Genomic DNA, 19,584 nt, shown 5'->3' on the forward strand with positions numbered 1-19,584 from the left:
TGCGAGCGAGGTTTGTGGGGCCTTTACCCCTGTTCCTGCATCCGTTTCGCGATTGCCCTGTGCAGGTCCGGCGCGGCGGTAACCAGCGCCCTGGCGGCCTCGGACTGCGGATGGTCGAGCACCTCGTTCGTCTTGCCGCGCTCGACGATCTTGCCGTCATGCATGACCAGCACCTCGTCCGTGATGGCGCGGGCGACGGTCAGGTCGTGGGTGATGAAGAGATAGGCGATGCCGAGTTTCTGGTTGAGCTCGGCGAACAGATCGAGGATTTGCGCTCGGATCGAGACATCGAGCGCCGAGACCGGCTCGTCGGCGACGACCAGTTTCGGACGAGTGATGATGGCGCGGGCGATCGACAGGCGCTGGCGCTGGCCGCCGGAAAACTCGTGCGGATACTTGTCCATGTCGCGCTGGTCGAGGCCAACCTCATGCAGCGCCTGCGCCACCATCTCGCGGCGCTCGGCACGCGTCGGCTTGTTGTCGAGCACATGCAAGGGTTCGGCGACCAGTTTCTCGACCTTCTGGCGCGGATCGAAGGAGCCATAGGGATCCTGGAAGACGACCTGCATGTCACGCCGGGCTGGCTTCAATTCGGCTTCGCTCTTGCCGGTGATGGTCTCGCCGCGAAAGCGGATCGTGCCCGAGCTTGGCCGGTCGAGCGCCAGGATCATGCGGGCAAGCGTTGACTTGCCGCAACCGGAGCGGCCGACCAGCGCTACCGACTGACCCGGCGCCATCGACAGAGAGACATCGTCGACGGCGCGGATCGGTGCGGCGCGTCTGAACAGAGAGGTGCGCCGGCCCGGATAATCGCGCGTCACGCCTTCGACCTCAAGCAGCGGCTTGGCCGATCCGGCGGCGTGAACCTTGGCACGTGCCGGCACATGCATCGAGGCCTGCGCCAGCTGGCGCGTATAGGGGTGGAGCTGTTCGGACAGTGTGCGCGCAGTATCGCCGGCCTCCATCACCTCGCCATGGCGCAGGATGGTGATGCGGTCGGCCATCTCGGTCACGACGGCGAGGTCGTGCGAGATCAGCAGCAGGCCCATGCGGCTCTCCGCGACGAGGTCGCGCAAGAGGTCGAGGATCTGCGCCTGCAGCACCACGTCGAGCGCGGTCGTCGGTTCGTCGGCGATCAGGAGCTTCGGCTTCAGCGCACAGGCGATGGCGATGACGACGCGCTGGCGCTGGCCGCCGGAGAGTTCATGCGGATAGCGCGATAGCGGGAATTTTGCTTCGGGCAGGCCGACGCGGTCGAGCATTTTTCGCGCCCGCTCTTCAGCCGCCGCGCGCGTGGCCTTGGTGTGCCAGCGTATGCCTTCGGCGACCTGCTCACCGACGGTCTTGACCGGATTGAGCGCCGTCATCGGCTCCTGGAACACCATGCCGATGTCGTCGCCGCGCAGCGCGCACATCTGGTCCTCGGTTGCCGCGAGAATGTCGATGCCATCGAAGGTGACGCGACCGGTGGCGCGCGCGGCGTGCGGCAGGAGCTGCATCATTGTCAGTGCGGTCATCGACTTGCCGGAGCCGGATTCGCCGACCAGTCCCATCACCTCTCCGGGCTCGACGGAGAGTTCGATGCCTTTCAGGATCGGCGTGTCGCCGATCGCCAGCGACAGGTTCTCGATCTCCAGCAGGCTCATCGCTGCCGCCGCGATTTCGGGTCGAGGATGTCGGCGATACCGTCGCCGAGGAGATTCAGGCCGAGCACGGTGATGACGATCGCCATGCCGGGAAAGATCGCCATCCACGGCGCCACCACCATGCGCGTCTGCGCGTCGAACAGCATGCGGCCCCAGCTCGGCATTGGCGGCTGAGCGCCGAGGCCGAGATAGGAAAGCCCGGCCTCCGCCAGGATGCCCAGCGCGAACTGGATGGTGCCTTGCACCAGCAGCAGCGTAGCGATGTTGGGCAGCACATGTTCGATCGATATCTGCGTGCTGCTTTTTCCCGCGGCGCGCGCGGCAAGGATGAACTCACGCGGCCAGATCGCCAACGCGCCGGCGCGGGCGACGCGGGCAAAGACCGGGATGTTGAAGATGCCGATGGCGATGATGGCGTTGACGGCGCCGGGTCCGAAAATGGCTGTTATCATGATCGCCGACAGCAGCGCGGGGAAGGCGAAGACGAGATCGTTGATGCGCATCAGCGCCTCGTCGACGAGGCCGCCGCGCGCCGCGGCGAAAGCGCCGAGCGGCACGCCGACTCCCATGCCGATGCCAACCGCGACCAGCGCCACCGCGATCGAATTGCGGGCGCCGACCATGATCATCGACAGGATATCGCGGCCGAAATGGTCGGTGCCGAACCAGTGCGCCAGCGAGGGGCCTTGCGTCTTGTCCGCTATGACCAGCTTCGTCACGTCGTAAGGCGTCCAGATATAGGAGATGACAGCCATCGCCAGGATCAGCAAGGTGATGACGAAGCCGGTGACGAAAGCCGTGTTCCGGAACGCCTTGGCCAGGATGCCACTGAGCGTCTCCTCGGGGATGTCGATGTGCAGCGTCATTGCCGGCTTCTCAGGCGCGGATCGACGACCGCATAGGAAAGGTCGACGACCAGGTTGACGGCAATGACGGCGGCGACCAGCAGCATGACGACACTTTCGACGACGATCAGGTCGCGCTGGGTGATCGCCTGGAACACCAGCCGGCCGAGGCCGGGCAGATAGAAAACATTCTCGATGATGATGGTGCCGGCGAGCAGGAAGGCGAATTGCAGGCCGAGGATGGTCAGCACCGGGATCATGGCGTTGCGCAGCGCATGCCGCCACAGGACAGTGCGGTAGGGCAGGCCCTTGGCGCGGGCGGTGCGGATATAGTCCTCGTTCAGCACCTCGATCAGCGCCGAGCGTGTGACGCGCGCCAGGATCGCCGCCTGCGGCAAGGCAAGCGCTACCGCCGGCAGCAGCAGCGATTTTAGCGCAGGCCAGATGCCAGCGCCCCAGCCGGGAAAGCCGCCGGCCGGGACCAGCCGCAGCCAGACGGCGAAGACATAGATCAGCATCAGCGCGAACCAGAAATTGGGCACGGCGACGCCGAGCTGTGCCGCGCCCATGGAAATCGTGTCGCCGGCCCGGCCGCGCCGGCTGGCGGAAAACAGGCCGACGGGAATCGCGATGAGGGTGGAGAGCGCAAGCGCGATCAGTGCCAGCGGCAGAGACACGGCAAGCCGTTCGCGCACGAGGTCGATGACCGGTACCGAATAGGTGTAGGAGCGGCCGAAATCGAGGCTGAGCAGGCCGCCGGCCCAGTGCAGATAGCGCAGGGCAAGCGGCGCGTTGAGACCCATCTGGTCGCGCAGGAGTTCCACCTGGTCGGCGCTGGCATTCATGCCCAGCATCAGCCGCGCCGGGTCGCCGGGGAGGATTTCGAGCACGGCGAACACCACGATGGAAGCCAAGACCAGCGTGGCGAGGGAGATGGCCAGGCGCTTGAGGAGATAGGCGGTCATGGACGCCCGACGCTGGTCGCGTCGTCATCCTGGGGCGAAGCAGGAGCGAAGCTCCGTCGCGGAGACCCTGGGATGCATGCCGTGAGGGAGTTCGAAGAGTGCGACGGTCCAGAACCAGCGTCGCCTCTTTCTGTCTTCACTGCGAAGTCTCCCAAATTCAGCACCGCAGGGGCGCTCATAAGTCACGGAATGGATCCTAGGGTCTGCGCAGTCGCTGCGCGCCTGCTTCGCCCTAGGATGACGAAACGAACCTCACTCGCTCCACTTCACCTTGGTCAGGTCGTTGGCGGGGATCGGCGCGTTTTCCCACAACCCTTGCAGCTTGGCGTCCCAGACCCCGACCTTGGGCAGTTCGTAGAGGAAGCCGACCACGGCATCGTCGGCCAGGATCTTTTGCGCCTGGGCATACAATTCCTTGCGTTTGGCCTCGTCGGACGTCAGTTCCAGATCGGCGATGACCTTGTTGAAGGCAGGGTTGTCGTAATTGAAGTAGTAGTCCTTGCGCGCGTAGATATCGATGTCGTTCGGCTCGGTATGGGAGACGATGGTCAGGTCGTAGTCCTTCTTGGTGAATACCTGGTCCAGCCACTGCGCCCACTCGACGGGGATAATCTCGAGGTTGATGCCGACGTCGCGGAGCTCCGAGGCGATGATCTCGCCGCCGAGCCGCGCATAGGACGTCGGCGGCAGCTTCAACGTGGCCTTGAAGCCGTTCTCCAGTCCTGCCTCCTTCAGCAGTTCCTTGGCCTTGGCCACGTCGTGCGGATAGCGGCCGGTGAGGTCGACATAATATTTATTGGCCGGCGACATATGTGAGCCGATCGGCAGGCCGAGCCCAGCCGAGGCGCCGTCGATAATCGCCTTGCGGTCGAGCGCATAGGAGATCGCCTGCCTCACCTGCAGCTTGTCGAAGGGTGGCTTCTTGTTGTTGATGGACAGGATGGTCTCGCCTTCGGTCGCGCCGACCACGACCTTGAAGCGCGGATCATCCTTGACCTGAGAGACGCTGTCGGGATCGAAGAAGGGGAAAGCCTGTATATCGCCGGAAAGCAGCGCCGGCACCGCCGCTGCGGCATCGGGAACGATACGGAACTCGACCTTTTCGAGGAAAGCAGGAGCGCCCCAGTAATGATCTGATTTCACCAGGGTGATCGATGAACCCTTGGCCCAGCTTTCGAACTTGAAGGGGCCGGTGCCAACAGGCTTTTCCTTGTTGGTGTCGGCGGATTTCGGCGACACAATCACCGCGTCGCCCCAGCCCATATTGTAGAGGAACGAGCCCTGCGGATGGGTGAGCGTCACCTTCACGGTGGCAGGGTCGACCACTTCGACCTTGTCGATGGCGGCAAACAGCTGTTTTTGCGCGTTGATTGAGTTTTCCGCGCGGGCACGGTCGAGCGAGAACTTCACGTCGTCGGCGCTGAAATCGGTGCCGTCGTGGAATTTCACGCCGGTGTGCAGCTTGAAGGTGTAGACCTTGCCGTCATCGGAAACGGTCCAGCTCTCAGCCAGATCCGGCAGGACTTCGCTGTTCGGGCCGATTCGGGTCAGGCCCTCGAACACATTGGCGTAGGTGACCTCCCTGATTGCCGCGGCCGCTCCCGCCGTCGGGTCGAGATGCGGAGGTTCAAGCGGGATGCCGATGACAAGATCGGTCCGGGCGGCAAACGCCGAGGTGGCGGTTGCGAACGCCAGCACGGCAGCGGCCAGAAGGGTCTTCCAAAGTTTCATCGCTGAACTCCCCATGTGCTCAAATGCTTAAGCCGGCGGATAGAAGCGTGATTTCGCGCGGGAGTAAATTGCGTTTCGTGCTGTCGCGCCGCGCCAGGAGAAATGTTTTTGCGCCGCAGGCCGCTCATCCAGTTGTGCCGCGCAGCAGCACGTTGAGGCCGATCGCCATCACCTTGGCCGATTCCACCATGTCCTCTATGCCGACCCACTCGTCCGGCCGGTGGGCGAGGTCGAGAATGCCGGGTCCATAGGCGATGCAGTCGTAGATATGGCCGATGCGGGCTATGTGCTTCTGGTCATAGGTGCCGGGCGAGATGACGTAGTCGGGCTCGCGGTCGAAGATCGCATGAATGCCTTGCGCCACCGCCTTGACCACCGGCGCATCGCGCTCGGTCATCAGCGGCAGCACTTCCATCAGGTCGCGGATCTCGTAATCGAATTTTTTGCGCTCGCGCTTCAGCCGCTCGAGAATACCGGTCACTTCGCCTTTGACCGTGGCGAGATCTTCCTCGAGCAGGAAGCGGCGGTCGATGGTCAGCCGGCAGGAATCGGGCACGTTGGGCGAGGGCAGGCCGGGCCGGAAATCCTCTGTCTGGCCGCCATGGATGGAATTGATGTTCATGGTCGAGCGTTTTGCGCCTTCGGGCACGACCGGCATGCGCGTCATCTTGCGGTCGAGCGCCGGGAACAGTTCGTCCTCGAAGGCCTGCAACACGGCACCCATATGGCGCACCGCATTGTCGCCGAGAAACGGCATCGAACCGTGCGCGATCTCGCCCTTGGTCTCGATCTCCGCCCACCAGACGCCGCGATGGCCAAGGCAGATGCGGTCCTTGTTCAGCGGCTCGGGGATGATGACGTGGTCGACCCTGGGTTTGGAGAAATAGCCGAGCCTGGCCAGATGGGCGACGCCGCCGAAACCGCCCGATTCTTCATCGACCGTGCCGGATATTTCGATGGCGCCGGGAAAGTCGGGATAGACGTCCATGAAGGCTTCGGCCGCGATGATCGAGGAAGCCAGGCCACCCTTCATGTCGCAGGCGCCGCGGCCATAGACCCTGCCGTCTTTGACGACACCGGCAAAGGGATCGACGGTCCAGCCGTCACCGGCCTCGACCACGTCGATATGCGAATTGAAGTGGACGCAGGCGCCGGGTGACCGGCCGTCGAAACGGGCCACGACATTGACGCGCGGGTAGCGATCGGTGTCGCCGGGCGTGCCTTCGGCGCGGATGAATTCGATCTCAAAACCACGCTTCTTCAGCCGCGCGCCGATAAATTCCGCACATGGCCGGTAGGCTTCGCCGGGTGGATTGATGGTCGGGAACCGGATGAGGTCGGTGGTGAGCGCGACGACATCGTCGCGCCTATCATCGATTGCTTTCAGGAGTCTCTCGTTCATCGGGAGAGTTGAGCAGCGATCGACGTTGCATTGCAAGCCCACCGGCAATCAAGTCCCTGCGACGTGTCGTTACGGCAACTATCGCGGGAAATCGTTCAAATTCGCTGCTTTGGATTGGCGAATTGATCAAGGAGTGTGTGCTATTTGTTCACTGCCATTAAAAAGGTGAAAAACAACGTGATGGCAAGCAGGCAAGGGGCAATCAAAGGGGTTTGATCGCATGAAGAAGTTCTTTCTCGTGGCAGCGGCGATGTTGGCAACCGCGCTGTTTGGTACGCCGTCCGCAAGTTACGCGGCGATGTTGGAAGCGAATATCGACGTGTCGTCGCAGACGATGACGGTGCGGTACGGGTCGGAGGTTTATCGCTGGGTCGTGTCGACCGCGCGTCCGGGCTATTTCACGCCGCGTGGCACTTACCGACCGCAGCGGACCGCGCGGATGTGGTATTCGCGCAAATACGACATGTCGCCGATGCCCTATTCCGTGTTCTTCCATGGCGGCTACGCCATCCACGGGACGGGCGCCGTCAGGCAGCTCGGCCGTCCGGCCTCGCATGGCTGCGTGCGGTTGCACACCGCCGATGCCGCGACCTTCTATTCGATGGTGCGGGAAGTGGGCTTCGGCAACACGCGCATTGTCGTCACCAACTAGTTTCCGCGCGAATTCTCGTTGCCGGGCCCGAGCCCGGCGCGAGACTTTCTACTGGCGGCTACAACAATCGGCCAGGTTCTACCTGTTCCGATACAGACGGCTATTGCCGAGGGATAAGCGGTGTGCTTTCCATGCCATTGCCTGACTGAGGACAATCAGCAGTACCGGGCTTTGAATTATTAGGGTTCGCTTAAATATTGCAGGCGGTCAATCGGTTCGCCGGGAAACTTGCCATTGCGTGCCGTTTGCCGGAATTGACAGATGCATCCCCAGCCAGAGATGGACGATCGTCTTCCCAGTCGGCCCGCCGGGGTGCTCATTCTCGGTGGGGCGCACGGTACTCTAGCGCTAGCCAGGAGCTTCGGCGTTCAGAAAGTGCCTGTCTGGCTGGTGAGCAACGACACCCCGTTGCCCAGCTTTTCGCGATATGCCCACCGGACAATGACGTGGCCCGGTCCCGATGACAGTGATGCCGTTGCCTTCCTGCTCGATCTGGCCAAGGTTCAGCGGCTTGACGGCTTTCTGCTGATCGCCGGCGGAGACCCGGAAGTTCGTTTCGTATCGCAGTCGATCGATCGGCTGTCCGCCGTATTCGACGTGGTGCTGCCGCCATGGCAGCAGCTGAAATGGGTTTGTGAAAAGCCGCTTCTCTACCGCCGGGCGCGCGAACTGGGGCTTGCCGTTCCACTGACCTATGAGATCACGTCGCTCGAGCAGGCAACGGCAGCCGAACTTCGCTTTCCCGTGATCCTGAAGCCGCACATGGGCGGGCGCAGCCGTTTTGCGCGCGCCAAGGCCGTTCTCACCAATGACAAGGCATCGTTTTTGACAGCCTACAGATGGGCTGCTGAAGAGATCGGCAGCGAGAATGTCGTGGTTCAGGAAATGATACCGGGCGGAGGAGAGAGCCAGTTCTCCTACGCGGCGCTCTGGGACAAGGGCGCGCCGGTGGCGGAATTCACCGCCCGTCGCACGCGCCAATATCCGGTCGATTTCGGCTATACCAGCACCTTCGTGGAGGTCGTTGACGAACCGCAACTGATCGAGGCCGCACGCCGGCTGCTTGGGTCGATCGCGCATCATGGACTGGTCGAGGTCGAATTCAAGCGCGACGCGCGCGATGGCTCGATGAAGGTGCTCGACGTCAATCCGCGGCCCTGGACATGGTTTGGGCTGGGCGCGGCCGCCGGCGTCGATCTCGGCGCCATGCTTTGGGCGATCAAATCGGGGCAAACGGTAAAGACGGCCGCAGCGCGGCCCACTACGTCCTGGATGTATCTGGTTCGGGATATTGTGGCGGCCGGCAAGCTGATCTCGAGCGGCCGGCTGACGAAGCGAGCCTATTTCAGCTCATTTGCCAAAGTGCGGGCATGGGCGACATTCCAGGCAAAGGACCCGATGCCGGGCCTGATCGACGTGCCCTTGACGGCCTGGAGAGTGCTGACGCGGCGGATACTTCGGCTCTTGTGAGACACCAGCCTGGGCGGCTGCCGGCCCGGCGAAGACAGCCTCCATTTCCGCAATCTTAACCGGGGAATGTTTAGGACGGCGGCGTGACTGAGTTCCCCGCTGCGATCCGGCTTACAGAAACAGACACGCGAGACCGCTGAGATGACCGCTTCCATGCCCAGGACCGACTGCGAGGTGGCTGTGATCGGTGCCGGTCCTTTTGGGCTGGCCGTTGCTTCTTCCCTTAAAGGGGCAGGCGTCGATACGCTCACACTCGGCGGAGCGATGTCGTTCTGGCGCGATCACATGCCGAGAGGCATGAGGCTGCGCTCGCCCTGGCATGCGACCTATATCGGCCACACCAAAGGTCCGCTCTCGCTCGATTCCTACGCCAAAGTCCTCGGAATCTCGCCGAGTGAGCCGCTGCGACTCGAAAACTTCGTCGACTATGGATTGTGGATTCAGGCCCAGGCGGTTCCGGATCTGGATACGCGCAGGGTCGGCCGCGTTGAGAAGGCGAACGGCGGATTTCGTCTGGCACTGGCCGATGGCGATGCCGTCAAGGCGCGCCGCGTCGTCGTTGCCACCGGCCTGATGAACCAGCAGCTGATCCCCGCCGCCTTCGACGGAATCCCGCGCGAACTGGTCAGTCATGCCAGTGAGCATACTGGTTATGAGGCCTTTCGTGGCAAGCGCGTCGCCGTCATCGGGCGCGGGCAAAGCGCTTGCGAATCCGCCGCGCTGCTCAAACGCAGCGGGGCCGATGTCGAGCTCATCTGCCATGGCGACATCCATTGGCTGGGGTACCGGGCGCTCTCGGGAAAGCAGAGCTGGAGCTTGCGCGACTTCCTGTCGGAGCGGCTTGCATCGCCATCCAGGGTTGGCCCGTTTCCGATTTCCTGGCTGGTCGAAGTCCCAGGCTTCGTGCACCGGTTCCCGGAAGCAGCCCGGGTGGGGCTCAACAGGCGCAGCCTCGGCGCCGGCGCGACGGGCTGGCTGAAGCCGGACTTCGACGGGATAAAGGTCAATGCCGGCAGCAGGATCGTCAGTGCGTCCGCCAAGAGCAATGCCATTGAACTGCGGTTCGAGAAAGGTGCCGCCACCTTCGACCACGTCCTGCTCGGCACGGGCTACCGGATCGATATCGCCAAGCTCGGTTTGTTCGCACCCGACATGCTTGCCGCGATTGCACGCCGGGAGGGATTGCCCCTGCTTTCCGCGGGGTTCGAATCCAGTATCCCCGGCCTGCATTTCGTCGGCGCGAGCGCGGTCGGCAGTTTCGGCCCGCTGATGCGGTTCACCGCCGGCACGCCGTTTGCCGCGCGCATGGTCGCCCGTTTCATTCAAGGAGCCAAAGACAGAAGCTACACTGCTGCCTGAACCTGAAAGACCGCATAGTCGATAGGACGGATCGCATCGAGGAAGCCGGGCATCGCCGGCACGGGCAGTTCCCTGAAAATACCGGTCTCGCGGATAGCGGGCCGCGCCCAATCGATGGCGCGGTGGCTTGAGCTTCCGTAGACGATGAGACAATCCCGCGGGTGGCGTTCGAGCGACGATACGAGATTTTTCAGGACGATATCGAAAACGTCCTTTGAAAAGGGGTTGTAGAAATAGACCACCAGCGGCGCTTCGGGAAAATCGTAAGCCGCCGCATCCGCCTCGACGACGCTGAGTGCCCGGCATTTCTGCGACGGGTCCCTGAAACGCTCGATGTTGCTTCGGGCGATGTCCACCAGTTCCCGTGCGAACTCCACGCCGATGACCTCGGCGAACGGATATCGCGACGCCAGCAACAGCGTTCGTGATTTTCCGGAGCCGATGTCGATGAATGTATGTTTGTGGAGATCGCGGGGCAGCGACTTCATGATGAAGTCGAAGGTTCTCGGCGACGTGCAGACGGCTTCATTGCCCATGGCGCGGTGCGGGCCGACGACATTAAGGGCGCCGAGCTGGATCGAGCCCGCCGTATCGACGCCGTGCCGGCGATCCCATTTCCGGGCGAGACGGTCCGCGAACATATGCCTGATGTTGCGCCGGACAAAACCAAGGCTTGCGCCGAGGCCATGCCGATGGACAAGCCTTACCGGCTCCAGCAGGCCATGCTGACGGAGATGGGACCATGCCCGGCCAAAACGGCCGAACGAACGATCCTCGAGGCCATCCCGATCCTGGCGTGGCATCTCGATATTCGTCATGCCACGGGCTCCATCCCAGTCGATGAACATCTTCTGGGGTATCTGCACCGCGCGCGTTTAAGATTCCCTAACCAGTAAAGTTACGAATGTCTGGATCACGAGCTTCGCGAGGGACCGTGTTGGACGGACGGGCTACTGAGCCGAGGCCTTTGCCGCCCGTTCGATCAAACGCGCCACTTCCTCCGGCTTGGAAAGGTAGACCGCGTGGCTGCCGGAAACCTCGATCGTTTCGCTGCCGGCCCGCTTGGCCATGCTGCGTTCGAGATCGGGGTTGATGTTGTGGTCTTTGCTCGCGACCAGCGCCCAGCTCTTCTTCTGGTGCCAGGCAGCCGCCGTCACCGGCGCGCCGGCGGCGGCCTTGGCCAGCATCGGTTGGGACCGTGCCATGAACTTCGCCTCGGCAGCCGGGACGTCGGCAGCGAAATCGGCGGGGAAGGCGGCCGGGTCAAGGTACAGGAAATCGTCCCTGGTGGCGCGCAAGTCATTGTTGGCGGCAGGAGCCTGCGAGAGCAGGGCGACTGCGCTATCGCCTTTGTCGGGGATGAAAGCGGCGATGTAGACGAGGCCGACGACGTCAGGCGCATCGCCTGCTTCGGTGATGACCACGCCGCCATAGCTGTGGCCGACCAGAATTGTGGGGCCTTGTTGCAGATCCAGCACCCGTTTGGTCGCGGCGACGTCGTCGGCGAGTGACGTCAGCGGCTCCTGCACCACGCTGACCGCATAGCCGTCCTTGCCAAGAATGTTGGTGACGCGCTGCCATCCGGAGCCATCGGCGAAGGCCCCATGGACGATGACGACGTTCTTGACCGGCGCGGCCCGCGCCGGGGCGACGGCAGCGGACAGAAGTGCGGCCGCCGCGGCCGCAGCGACAATGAATTTGTTTAGCATCGAGCTCTCCTTCGCTGTCAAAATTTGCTCAACCATTTGGTTGAATAAAGCGTCAGCTTGACAGATTGTCAACCTTTTGGTTGAGTATTTTTAGAGCGAAGAATCGAGCGGGCAGATCGCCGTGATTGAGATCGAAGCGTCGAAGGAAGCCGCGTCGCGCACCGCGCGCCTCGACGCGGTATTCGCCGCGTTAGCTGATCCGACGCGGCGGGCGATTATCGAACGGCTCTCGGGCGGCGAGGCGCGCGTGACTGAGGTTGCCGAACGCTTTCCGATGTCCTTGAACGCGGTGTCGAAACACATCCGCGTGCTGGAAGCGAGCGGCGTGGTCGAGCGGCAGAGGAAAGGGCGCGACCACATTCTCTCCATCAATAAAAGTTCGCTGGACGAGGTCGATGGCTGGATCGACAGGACGCGCCGCTATTGGGAGAAGCGGCTGGACGCCATGGAGCACCTGCTGGGCGAGCTCAACAAGGACCGTGTGAGGCCAAAGGATCGCTAGCATGGCTCACGGTGATATGACGGCTCCGGCCGTGCAGTTACGCCGGCGCGTGAGCTCCACAGCCGAGCAGATCTTCGACCTGTGGACCCAACCCGAGTTGATGGTTCGCTGGATGAGCCCCTTTTCGGGCGCGGTCGATTGCAAGGCAAGCTGTGACCTTCGCCCCGGCGGAGCCTTCAGCCTTTTCATGTCATCGCAGGACGCAAGCCGTGAGGTATCCGGCACCTATGTGCTGATCGACCGGCCGCGCAAGCTTGTCTTCACCTGGGTTGGTCCGTTGACGAACAATGTGACCACGCTGGTAACCGTCGAACTCGATCCGCGCGGCGATGAAACCGACCTCGTGCTGACCCACGAGCGTCTGCCGACGCAGGCAATTGTCGAAGGCCATACCAGGGGCTGGGGAAATATACTGGACCATCTGGCGGACACGGTTTCAAACGGCTTTTAAGCGAAATCCGTGTCGCGAAGTCCCGGGTTAGGTGCCCGGGACGGGAGCCGGCTTCGCCGGCTTTTTGCGCCGCCAGTTGGTGATCTCCCACCTTTTGTGGAACCACATCCACTGGCCGGGATCCTCGCGCACCCAGCGTTCGACCACGTCGTTCAGCATCTGGGTGGTGGCGTGGACGTCGACGCTGCCGTCAGCGGTGCGCGGCAAGATCAGCTTGTCCTCGATCTCGAGCCGGAAGCGGTTGCCCGGCAATCTGATGCAGCGCGCCGGATAGACGTCGCAGTCATAGTGGCGGGCAAGGGTGCCGAGAACGCGGTTGCTCTGGCAGGGGCGGCCGAAGAAGGTCGTATCGAGACCGTTGGAGAATTTCTGGTCGACGAGGACGCCGATGTTGCCGCCGTTTTCCAGGACGCCTGCCAATGCGAACGAGGCACCGGCCATGGACGGCAGCAGCGATCCCATGGTCGAGCGGCGTGTCGAAAGGATGTAGTCGGCGAGGTAGGGATTGTTGGGCGGGCGAAACAGCGCCGTGATGTTCATGCCGAAGGTGGCGGCCGCCACCGGCAGCAGCTCGAAATTGCCGAGATGGCCGGTGAAGACGATGTGCGGCTGCTTTTCGGCCGCGATCTCGACGAAATGCTCTGTTCCCTTGACCTCGACGCGGCCGGGTTTGGTTGCCGCGGGGTCATAGTCGAACAGGGCGTCGAGGAAAATGTACTCGGCTGCGAGGCGAGCCATGTTGCCCCACATATCGGAGGCGATGGCCTGGATTTCGTCTTGGCTCTTTTCCGGATAGGCCTTGCGCAGATTGTCGATGGCGACCTGATGACGCCCGACCCTGGGGCCAATAAGGCGCGCCACGCGGTCGGCGAAATTCAGAGCACTGTCGGCCGGCAGCAGGCGCAGCACCGAAATGATGATCATCGCCGCGCGGGCAACCAGCCAGTAGTTCAGCTGGCGCAACTGCCTGCCATAGCGAAATCTGAGATCGCGGCGAAACTTCTTGAGCACCGAAGTCAAGGCCTTAGGCGACGCGCAGGATGATCTTGCCGAAGACGTCGCGACCTTCCATGCGCTTCAGCGCGGCGTCGATATCGTCGAAGCCGACTTCCGTGTCGATGACCGGCGCGACCTGTCCCGCCGCCATCTTCTGCATGGCATTCGCCATATTCTCCATGCGGCAGCCGAAGGATCCCAGCAGCTTCAATTGCTGCTGGAAGAGCTGCATCAAGTTGATCTGCGTCGACACGCCCGAGGTCGAGCCGCAGGTCACCAGGCGGCCGCCGCGCTTCAGGCACAGCATCGAGCCGGCAAAGGTGTCGGCGCCGACATGTTCGAACACGACATCGACGCCCTTCTTCTTGGTCAGCTTGCGCACGACGCCTTCGAAACGGTCTTCGCGGTAGTTGATGACATGGTCGGCGCCCAGCGCCTTGGCCTTGTCGATCTTGTCGTTCGAGCCGACCGTGGTGATGATGGTGCAGCCCATCCGCTTCGCCAGCTGGATGGCGGCCGAGCCGATGCCGGAGCCGCCGGCATGGACGAGGATGGTTTCGCCGGGCTGAAGCCTGGCATTGTCGAACAGCATGTGCTCGACGGTGCCGAAGGTGACAGGCGCCACCGCGGCGCCAATGTCGGTCACGCCGGGCGGGGCGGGGACCAGCAGGCGCGCTGGCAGATTGATCTTCTCCTGCGCGAAGCCGTCGAGATGGAAGCCGTGAACGCCGGAAACATGTTCGCAGAGATTGTCGCGGCCTTCGCGGCAGGCGCGGCAAAGGCCGCAGGTGCGCGCGCCATAGATCGACACCAATTGTCCGGGCAGCAGGCTGGAAACGCCGGGACCGACCGTCTCGACCTCGCCGGAGGCCTCGGCACCGACGACCAGCGGCAGTTTGCGCTTGGCAAAGGCCATGCCGCGCCAGCCCCAGACGTCGATATGGTTCAGCGCCACCGCCTTGATGCGCAGCGTGACTTCGCCGAGTGCGGGTGGCGGCGGGGGCGGCAGGTCCACCGTTTCAAGACGGCGGTCCTCGATAAGTTGCAGTGCGCGCATAAGGCCTGTCGGTTCTGTTCGAGAGGAAGTGGCTCGCTTAGACCGGTTCCCGCGCCATGACAAGGCAAGTGTTCTGGCCGCCAAAGCCGAAGGAGTTCGACAGAACGCTGCGAACCTCGGCGTTGCGCTTCTTGTTCGGCACCACGTCGAGCACGATCGCCGGGTCGGGATTGTCGTAGTTGATGGTCGGCGGAATGACGCTTTCACGCATTGTCATCAGTGAGAACGCCGCCTCGACGGCGCCCGCCGCCGACAGCGTGTGGCCGATCATCGACTTGTTCGACGAGACCGGCATCGAGCCGATCCGCTCGCCAAACACCGTCGACAGCGACAGATGCTCCATCTTGTCGTTTTCCGGCGTCGAGGTGCCATGGGCATTGACGTAGTCGATCTCGTCCTTGCTCAGGCCGGCGTCGGCAAGGGCGGCGCGAACCGCCGCGATAGCCGGCGAACCGTCAGGCTTGGAGCGGGTGCGATGGAAATCGTCGGCCTTTTCGCCGCAGCCGCGCAGGATGCCGAGCACGCTGGCACCGCGGGCGAGCGCCGCTTCCAGCGATTCGAGCACCAGCGCACCGGAGCCCTCCGCCAACACGAAGCCGTCGCGGTCCTTGGAAAAGGGTTTTGATGCCTTTTCCGGGATGTCATTGTGGGTCGACAGCGCCGACAGCAGCGAGAAGCGGATCAGCGCCTCGGCGGTCGCCGAACCGTCGGCGCCGATCGACAGCGCCCGGTCGCATTCGCCACGGCGGATTGCCTCGACACCGAGCTGGATGGCGGTGGCACCCGAAGCACAGGCGGTCGACAGCGTGATCGGCAGGCCGCGCGTGCCGAAACGGTCGGCGAGCCGGTCGGCGATCGAACCGAACTGGGTGGTCTCGAAAATGTCGAGTTCCTTCAATCCGCGCGCCACCCGCAGCAACCTCTCGGCGCCAGCGTCCTCACTGTCGGAATTGTAGAGCGAGAAGCGTTCGTGCCAGTCGAGCTCGACCGGGGGCGAGGCGAGGAAGAGCGGACCGCCGAAATCGCTGGAATCGAGGCCGGATTCGGCCACGGCCTCACGCGCGGCGGTTTCGGCCAGCTCGTAGGTGAGGGGGCTGGCGCCCTTCGAACTTGAATCCAGGAAGTCGACCATGCCGGAAATGCGGGTGTTGAGGTGATCGACCGGAAAGCGGGTGATCGGGTGGATGCCCGACTTGCCGGAGGTCAGCGCCGCCCAATTGTCTGATTTGCCGACACCAAGCGAGGTCACCACACCGATGCCGGTGACGGCGACGATCGGCCTGCCCATGTGATCTCTGAATTTGGTCATCGGGAAACCCTCGGGCGGTTTATCTCTAACGACATGGCGGGTGCCGCCTTACGCTGACTTGACCAGCGCCATGCCCTCGAATTGGTGATAGCCGATCGCCGTTGCAAGGACGCTGCCGGGAACGCCGTCAAACGGCTTCTCGGCTGCGGCATCAAAGACGGGGTAGGCGGCCTTGCGGTCGACGGCGAGTGCCGCCAGCGCCACGGCGAACGGAAACTGCGCTTCTTTCATATGTCCGGTCAGCGTCGAGAAGCCGCGTACTGATATCGTCGGATTGGCATCGAGCGCTGTTTTCTCGGCAGTGGTCGCCGTATGCGCGCCCGAAGCGCCTGAAAGTGCCAGGAGCTTGCCGTTCGGCAACGCAGCTTGGCCGAGCAGTGCGGCTATTTCGGCGTCGAGTTCTCCACGCGACCGCCTGGCGCGGCCGGAAACGACCGGTCCGAGCTCGGCATAGATCTTGCGCCCGCGACTCATTGCGTGTTCGCGCTGTTCCAGCACCAGGAAGGCTCCGCCGGAGCCGGAGACCACGCCACCGCCTTCGGCACCCTGCCTTTGCCAGACGGGTTTCCACGGGCCGCGATGCAAATAACCAGCCAGTTCGTAGCCGAGCAGCATGTCGGAATGTTCGGTCTGGAAGGCGCCGCCGACCAGGACGTGCGTCGACTGCCCAGAGCGGATGCGGGCAGTGGCCGTCTCGACGGCGGAGACGCCAGCACCTTCCTCGCCCATGAAGGTGCGCGACGAGCCCGTCACCTTGTGGACGATGGAGATGTTGCCGGCAAGCAGGTTGGAAAGCTGCGCCAGGAACAAGGTCGGCCGCAGTTCGGTGGTCAGCTTCTCGTTGAGCAGCACGTCGCGGTCGTTGCGGCTTTCCGAAGCGGCGAGAATGGCGGCATCGACAGCCTCGTCGCGCTCGCCGCCGCCGGCGGCGACAACCATGTCCATGGTCGTGCAGAGCTCGTCATTGCCCTTGATGCCGGCGTCGTCCAGGGCAAGGCCGGCGGCATAGGTGCCGAGCCGCTGCCAGGTTTCCATCTGCCGCTGGTCGCCGCGCTTGGCGATCTGCAGGTTCCAGTCGATCTCCGGCAGCGGGTGGACGGTGTAGGGCGCAAAGCGCGCGGCTTCGAGCACCGGCTGCAGGCCTGGTTGCGCCAGCTTCTGCCAGTGGGCGTCAGGGCCTTCTCCCAGCGAGGAGACAAGGCCGATACCAGTGATGACGACGTCGCGGGGGCTGCTCATGAGCGGCTTTGTGTGTCAGGCGGTGGAGCGCGTCAAGGTCGCGCGCTCAACTGACGTCAGGCGGTCTTGGCCGCAACCAGCGCGTCGATCTTGGCGCACAGGTTCTTCATGACGAAGTAATCGTCGGTCGAAGCCTTGCCGTCATTGACTTCCTGGGTCCACTTTTCCAGCGGCACCTTGATGCCGAATTCCTTGTCAATGGCAAAGACGATGTCGAGGAAGTCGAGGCTGTCGATGCCGAGATCGTCGATCGTGTGGCTCTCAGGCGTGATGGTGTCGATATCGATCTCGCTGGTGTCGGCAATGATCTTGGCGACTTTGTCGAACGTGGTGGACAAGGGCTTTTCCTTCTTTGCGGGCGGAATCTGTCCGCATCTTGTTTGGGCGCTGTCTAATCGGTTTTTCCCGGCAGGAAAAGGCCTGATAAGCCGGGCGCAGATGGGTAGCGTGCCCAAGAAACGCAAGAAGGGCCGCCGGTCAACCCGGCGGCCCTTCCCATTACGTCACGTTAGTCTTTGTTTCGATGCATGTCGTTTTCCCAAACCAGAACCACTTCTGGGCGACATGCATCAGCTGTCACGGAGCTTGACCAGATCGTTCAGCAGTCCGCTCGTTCCGTTGTGGACGGTCAGCCGCTCGACCTTGCCGGCGATGGTTTCCAGAGCCTCGAGCTCCTTCAGCCGCAGCATCACCGGGTTCTCCGCCATCACCCTGGCCGTGTTGAGCAGGGAACGCGTGGCGTTCGTCTCCTCGCGGCGGCGGATGACATTGGCCTCGGCCTGCTTTTCGGCCGACACCACTTGGTTGAGGATCTCGCGCATCTCGCCCGGCAGGATGACATCCTTGAGCGTGATGTCGCTGACCTCCACCCCGATCTCGGCCATGTCGGCGCGGACCTTGGCCGCGGCTTCCTCATCGACCGTCACCTTCTTCTCAAGGATCTGGTCGAGCGTCAGCCCGCCAAGCGTCTTGCGGAAGGCATATTGCAGGGCACGGTAGAGGGCCTCGGAGAAGTCCTTCACAGCGCTCACCGCCTTGACCGCGTCGACGACCCGGTATTCGGCGGCAATGTTGACGCGGATCGTTACGCGATCCTTGGTCAGCACTTCCTGCCCGGCGACGTCGAGCGACTGGCGCTTGAGGTCGACGACCTTGACCTGCACCATGCGGCCGACGCTCCAGAAGGCGTGCACGCCCGCCGTGAGCGTCCGCACAAGGACACCATCGACGAACAGCAGCCCGGCCTGACCATCGACGACCGGATGGACGGACATCAACTCCGCCTTCCGGGCCTGGCCGAGACGGCGCATGACCGCGGGATCGATGGCGAGGTCGGCCGACGTGTCGACCATCGTCACCTTCCACGGACCGGCATCCGTCCACAGCACCAGCTTGCGGTCCGGCGCCAGCACGGCATGCAGGTTTCCGTCACGCTCGATGATGGCGACATCCGTGCGCCCGGTGCGAACGACGGTGAGATGACGCGCGGCCACATCCGGGATCTTGTCGAACAACGCCTTCTCGTATGCCGAAACGAATTCCGGGTTCTTCAGATCGTGCCGGGATACTTCCAGGCTTCCGCGCCGGTTGGCGAGCGAGTGCTCGCCCGGCAGCAGGACAGCCTTGATCTCCCCCTTGTAAAGGGTGAGGGCACGTTCGTTTTCCCTAACGAGGACGCGCTCGCGTCCAAGAACCTTGTCGAGAACAGTCATTGTCTTACTCCTGTCGGGCATGGCCCCATGCGAGGCGTCAACTCATGCGTCGATCTTCCCTTCGTTTCTCGTTTCGTCATGGTCCGGGCACGAATGATCCGGGGACCGGTGGCATCAATCCGTGGCGGGCCTTCGGGAGCGGATCGCGGGGCAGTGAAGCGGGCGCCGGAAGCCGTGGCCTCCCTTGCCGGCGACACTGCGCCTTGATCATCACCGCGGGCCTGGCCGCGAACCGATGGCGTCGGACCTTTCGAAACGAACTCGGCCCGAAGGCTTCGGCCATCCGTCAGGTCTTCAGCATTCCATTCCCCGGACCGTTTTCAGATAACACCTGGCAGGGTGCTGGCTTATCAGGCCAATGGAGAAGGAATCGAACCTTCGACAGTCAGATTAACAATCTGATGCTCTAACCAAACTGAGCTATCCGTGGTGCAGAAGGCAGGATTCGAACCTGCGACCTCCGGACCCAAATCCGGCGCTCTCCCCCTGAGCTACATCCGCGATCCCAATCCCCAAAGCGGCGCCGTATACAGGGCGGC

At 63.1% G+C, this 19,584-nt stretch carries 19 protein-coding genes and 2 tRNA genes; 6 read left to right on the forward strand and 15 right to left on the reverse strand.

The genetic code is table 11. From position 1 onward, the window contains the following. Positions 1–23: 23 nt before the first annotated feature. From DBIPINDM_RS33460 to DBIPINDM_RS33480, 5 genes are all read right to left on the reverse strand, one after another. Positions 24–1,646 carry an ABC transporter ATP-binding protein gene (locus DBIPINDM_RS33460; RefSeq protein WP_258583222.1) on the reverse strand — a complete coding sequence of 541 codons (1,623 nt, stop codon included), beginning with the start codon at positions 1,644–1,646 and terminating at the stop codon, positions 24–26. After that, positions 1,643–2,512: an ABC transporter permease gene (locus tag DBIPINDM_RS33465; RefSeq protein WP_258583223.1), complete on the reverse strand. Its 870-nt coding sequence runs from the start codon at positions 2,510–2,512 to the stop codon at positions 1,643–1,645. The genes DBIPINDM_RS33460 and DBIPINDM_RS33465 overlap by 4 nt, the downstream gene beginning before the upstream one ends. Next, positions 2,509–3,456 (reverse strand): ABC transporter permease, encoded by a 948-nt coding sequence (locus DBIPINDM_RS33470; RefSeq protein WP_258583224.1) that lies wholly within the window; start codon positions 3,454–3,456, stop codon positions 2,509–2,511. The genes DBIPINDM_RS33465 and DBIPINDM_RS33470 overlap by 4 nt, the downstream gene beginning before the upstream one ends. Positions 3,457–3,708: 252 nt before the next feature. After that, positions 3,709–5,187: an ABC transporter substrate-binding protein gene (locus DBIPINDM_RS33475; RefSeq protein ID WP_258583225.1), complete on the reverse strand. Its 1,479-nt coding sequence runs from the start codon at positions 5,185–5,187 to the stop codon at positions 3,709–3,711. Between the two features lie 124 nt (positions 5,188–5,311). After that, complete coding sequence (locus DBIPINDM_RS33480; protein ID WP_258583226.1) at positions 5,312–6,589, reverse strand: acetylornithine deacetylase/succinyl-diaminopimelate desuccinylase family protein; 1,278 nt, start codon at positions 6,587–6,589, stop codon at positions 5,312–5,314. Between the two features lie 220 nt (positions 6,590–6,809). On the opposite strand from DBIPINDM_RS33480, the gene DBIPINDM_RS33485 reads away from it, so the two are divergent. From DBIPINDM_RS33485 to DBIPINDM_RS33495, 3 genes are all read left to right on the forward strand, one after another. Then, complete coding sequence (locus DBIPINDM_RS33485) at positions 6,810–7,241, forward strand: L,D-transpeptidase (protein ID WP_258583227.1); 432 nt, start codon at positions 6,810–6,812, stop codon at positions 7,239–7,241. Between the two features lie 441 nt (positions 7,242–7,682). Further along, entirely contained in the window at positions 7,683–8,711 is a 1,029-nt protein-coding gene (locus DBIPINDM_RS33490; RefSeq protein ID WP_258583228.1) for an ATP-grasp domain-containing protein, read from the forward strand. A gap of 180 nt (positions 8,712–8,891) precedes the next feature. After that, positions 8,892–10,070 carry an NAD(P)-binding domain-containing protein gene (locus DBIPINDM_RS33495; RefSeq protein WP_258583229.1) on the forward strand — a complete coding sequence of 393 codons (1,179 nt, stop codon included), beginning with the start codon at positions 8,892–8,894 and terminating at the stop codon, positions 10,068–10,070. Here DBIPINDM_RS33495 and DBIPINDM_RS33500 read toward each other — a convergent pair. Then, positions 10,055–10,558: a class I SAM-dependent methyltransferase gene (locus tag DBIPINDM_RS33500; RefSeq protein WP_258583230.1), complete on the reverse strand. Its 504-nt coding sequence runs from the start codon at positions 10,556–10,558 to the stop codon at positions 10,055–10,057. The two genes, DBIPINDM_RS33495 and DBIPINDM_RS33500, sit on opposite strands and share 16 nt — an antisense overlap. On the opposite strand from DBIPINDM_RS33500, the gene DBIPINDM_RS33505 reads away from it, so the two are divergent. Then, entirely contained in the window at positions 10,526–10,966 is a 441-nt protein-coding gene (locus DBIPINDM_RS33505; RefSeq protein ID WP_258583231.1) for a hypothetical protein, read from the forward strand. The two genes, DBIPINDM_RS33500 and DBIPINDM_RS33505, sit on opposite strands and share 33 nt — an antisense overlap. Positions 10,967–11,020: 54 nt before the next feature. Here the strand turns inward: DBIPINDM_RS33505 and DBIPINDM_RS33510 are convergent, their stop codons facing one another. After that, entirely contained in the window at positions 11,021–11,779 is a 759-nt protein-coding gene (locus tag DBIPINDM_RS33510) for an alpha/beta fold hydrolase (RefSeq protein WP_258583232.1), read from the reverse strand. A gap of 121 nt (positions 11,780–11,900) precedes the next feature. Here DBIPINDM_RS33510 and DBIPINDM_RS33515 point away from each other — a divergent pair, with 121 nt between their 5' ends. Together DBIPINDM_RS33515 and DBIPINDM_RS33520 are read left to right on the forward strand one after the other, a co-directional pair. Next, on the forward strand, positions 11,901–12,281 hold the full coding sequence (locus DBIPINDM_RS33515) for an ArsR/SmtB family transcription factor (protein WP_258583233.1): 381 nt from the start codon (positions 11,901–11,903) through the stop codon (positions 12,279–12,281). Positions 12,282–12,297: 16 nt separating this feature from the next. Further along, positions 12,298–12,732: an SRPBCC family protein gene (locus tag DBIPINDM_RS33520; RefSeq protein WP_258583234.1), complete on the forward strand. Its 435-nt coding sequence runs from the start codon at positions 12,298–12,300 to the stop codon at positions 12,730–12,732. 27 nt (positions 12,733–12,759) lie between these two features. On the opposite strand, the gene DBIPINDM_RS33525 is transcribed toward DBIPINDM_RS33520, so the two are convergent. The 8 genes from DBIPINDM_RS33525 to DBIPINDM_RS33560 form a co-directional block, all read right to left on the reverse strand. Continuing rightward, complete coding sequence (locus tag DBIPINDM_RS33525) at positions 12,760–13,743, reverse strand: lipid A biosynthesis lauroyl acyltransferase (RefSeq protein ID WP_258583236.1); 984 nt, start codon at positions 13,741–13,743, stop codon at positions 12,760–12,762. Between the two features lie 13 nt (positions 13,744–13,756). After that, positions 13,757–14,785: a zinc-binding dehydrogenase gene (locus tag DBIPINDM_RS33530; protein ID WP_258583237.1), complete on the reverse strand. Its 1,029-nt coding sequence runs from the start codon at positions 14,783–14,785 to the stop codon at positions 13,757–13,759. A gap of 37 nt (positions 14,786–14,822) precedes the next feature. After that, positions 14,823–16,094, reverse strand: a complete 1,272-nt coding sequence (locus tag DBIPINDM_RS33535; protein ID WP_258583238.1) for a beta-ketoacyl-ACP synthase — start codon at positions 16,092–16,094, stop codon at positions 14,823–14,825. Between the two features lie 48 nt (positions 16,095–16,142). Beyond that, the gene (locus tag DBIPINDM_RS33540; RefSeq protein ID WP_258583240.1) at positions 16,143–17,333 is read right to left on the reverse strand and encodes a beta-ketoacyl-ACP synthase; all 1,191 of its coding nucleotides are present in this window, start codon (positions 17,331–17,333) and stop codon (positions 16,143–16,145) included. A 56-nt stretch (positions 17,334–17,389) separates the two neighbouring features. Then, positions 17,390–17,671 (reverse strand): acyl carrier protein, encoded by a 282-nt coding sequence (locus tag DBIPINDM_RS33545; protein ID WP_010909964.1) that lies wholly within the window; start codon positions 17,669–17,671, stop codon positions 17,390–17,392. A gap of 231 nt (positions 17,672–17,902) precedes the next feature. Beyond that, positions 17,903–19,045, reverse strand: coding sequence for a slipin family protein (locus tag DBIPINDM_RS33550; protein WP_258583241.1), 1,143 nt, complete (start codon positions 19,043–19,045; stop codon positions 17,903–17,905). Between the two features lie 355 nt (positions 19,046–19,400). Beyond that, positions 19,401–19,470, reverse strand: a tRNA-Asn gene (locus tag DBIPINDM_RS33555). A 2-nt stretch (positions 19,471–19,472) separates the two neighbouring features. Beyond that, positions 19,473–19,546 (reverse strand) — tRNA-OTHER (locus DBIPINDM_RS33560). Between the last annotated feature and the right edge of the window lie 38 nt (positions 19,547–19,584).

Origin of the sequence: Mesorhizobium sp. AR02 (genome assembly GCF_024746835.1) — a bacterium.
GTDB lineage: Bacteria > Pseudomonadota > Alphaproteobacteria > Rhizobiales > Rhizobiaceae > Mesorhizobium.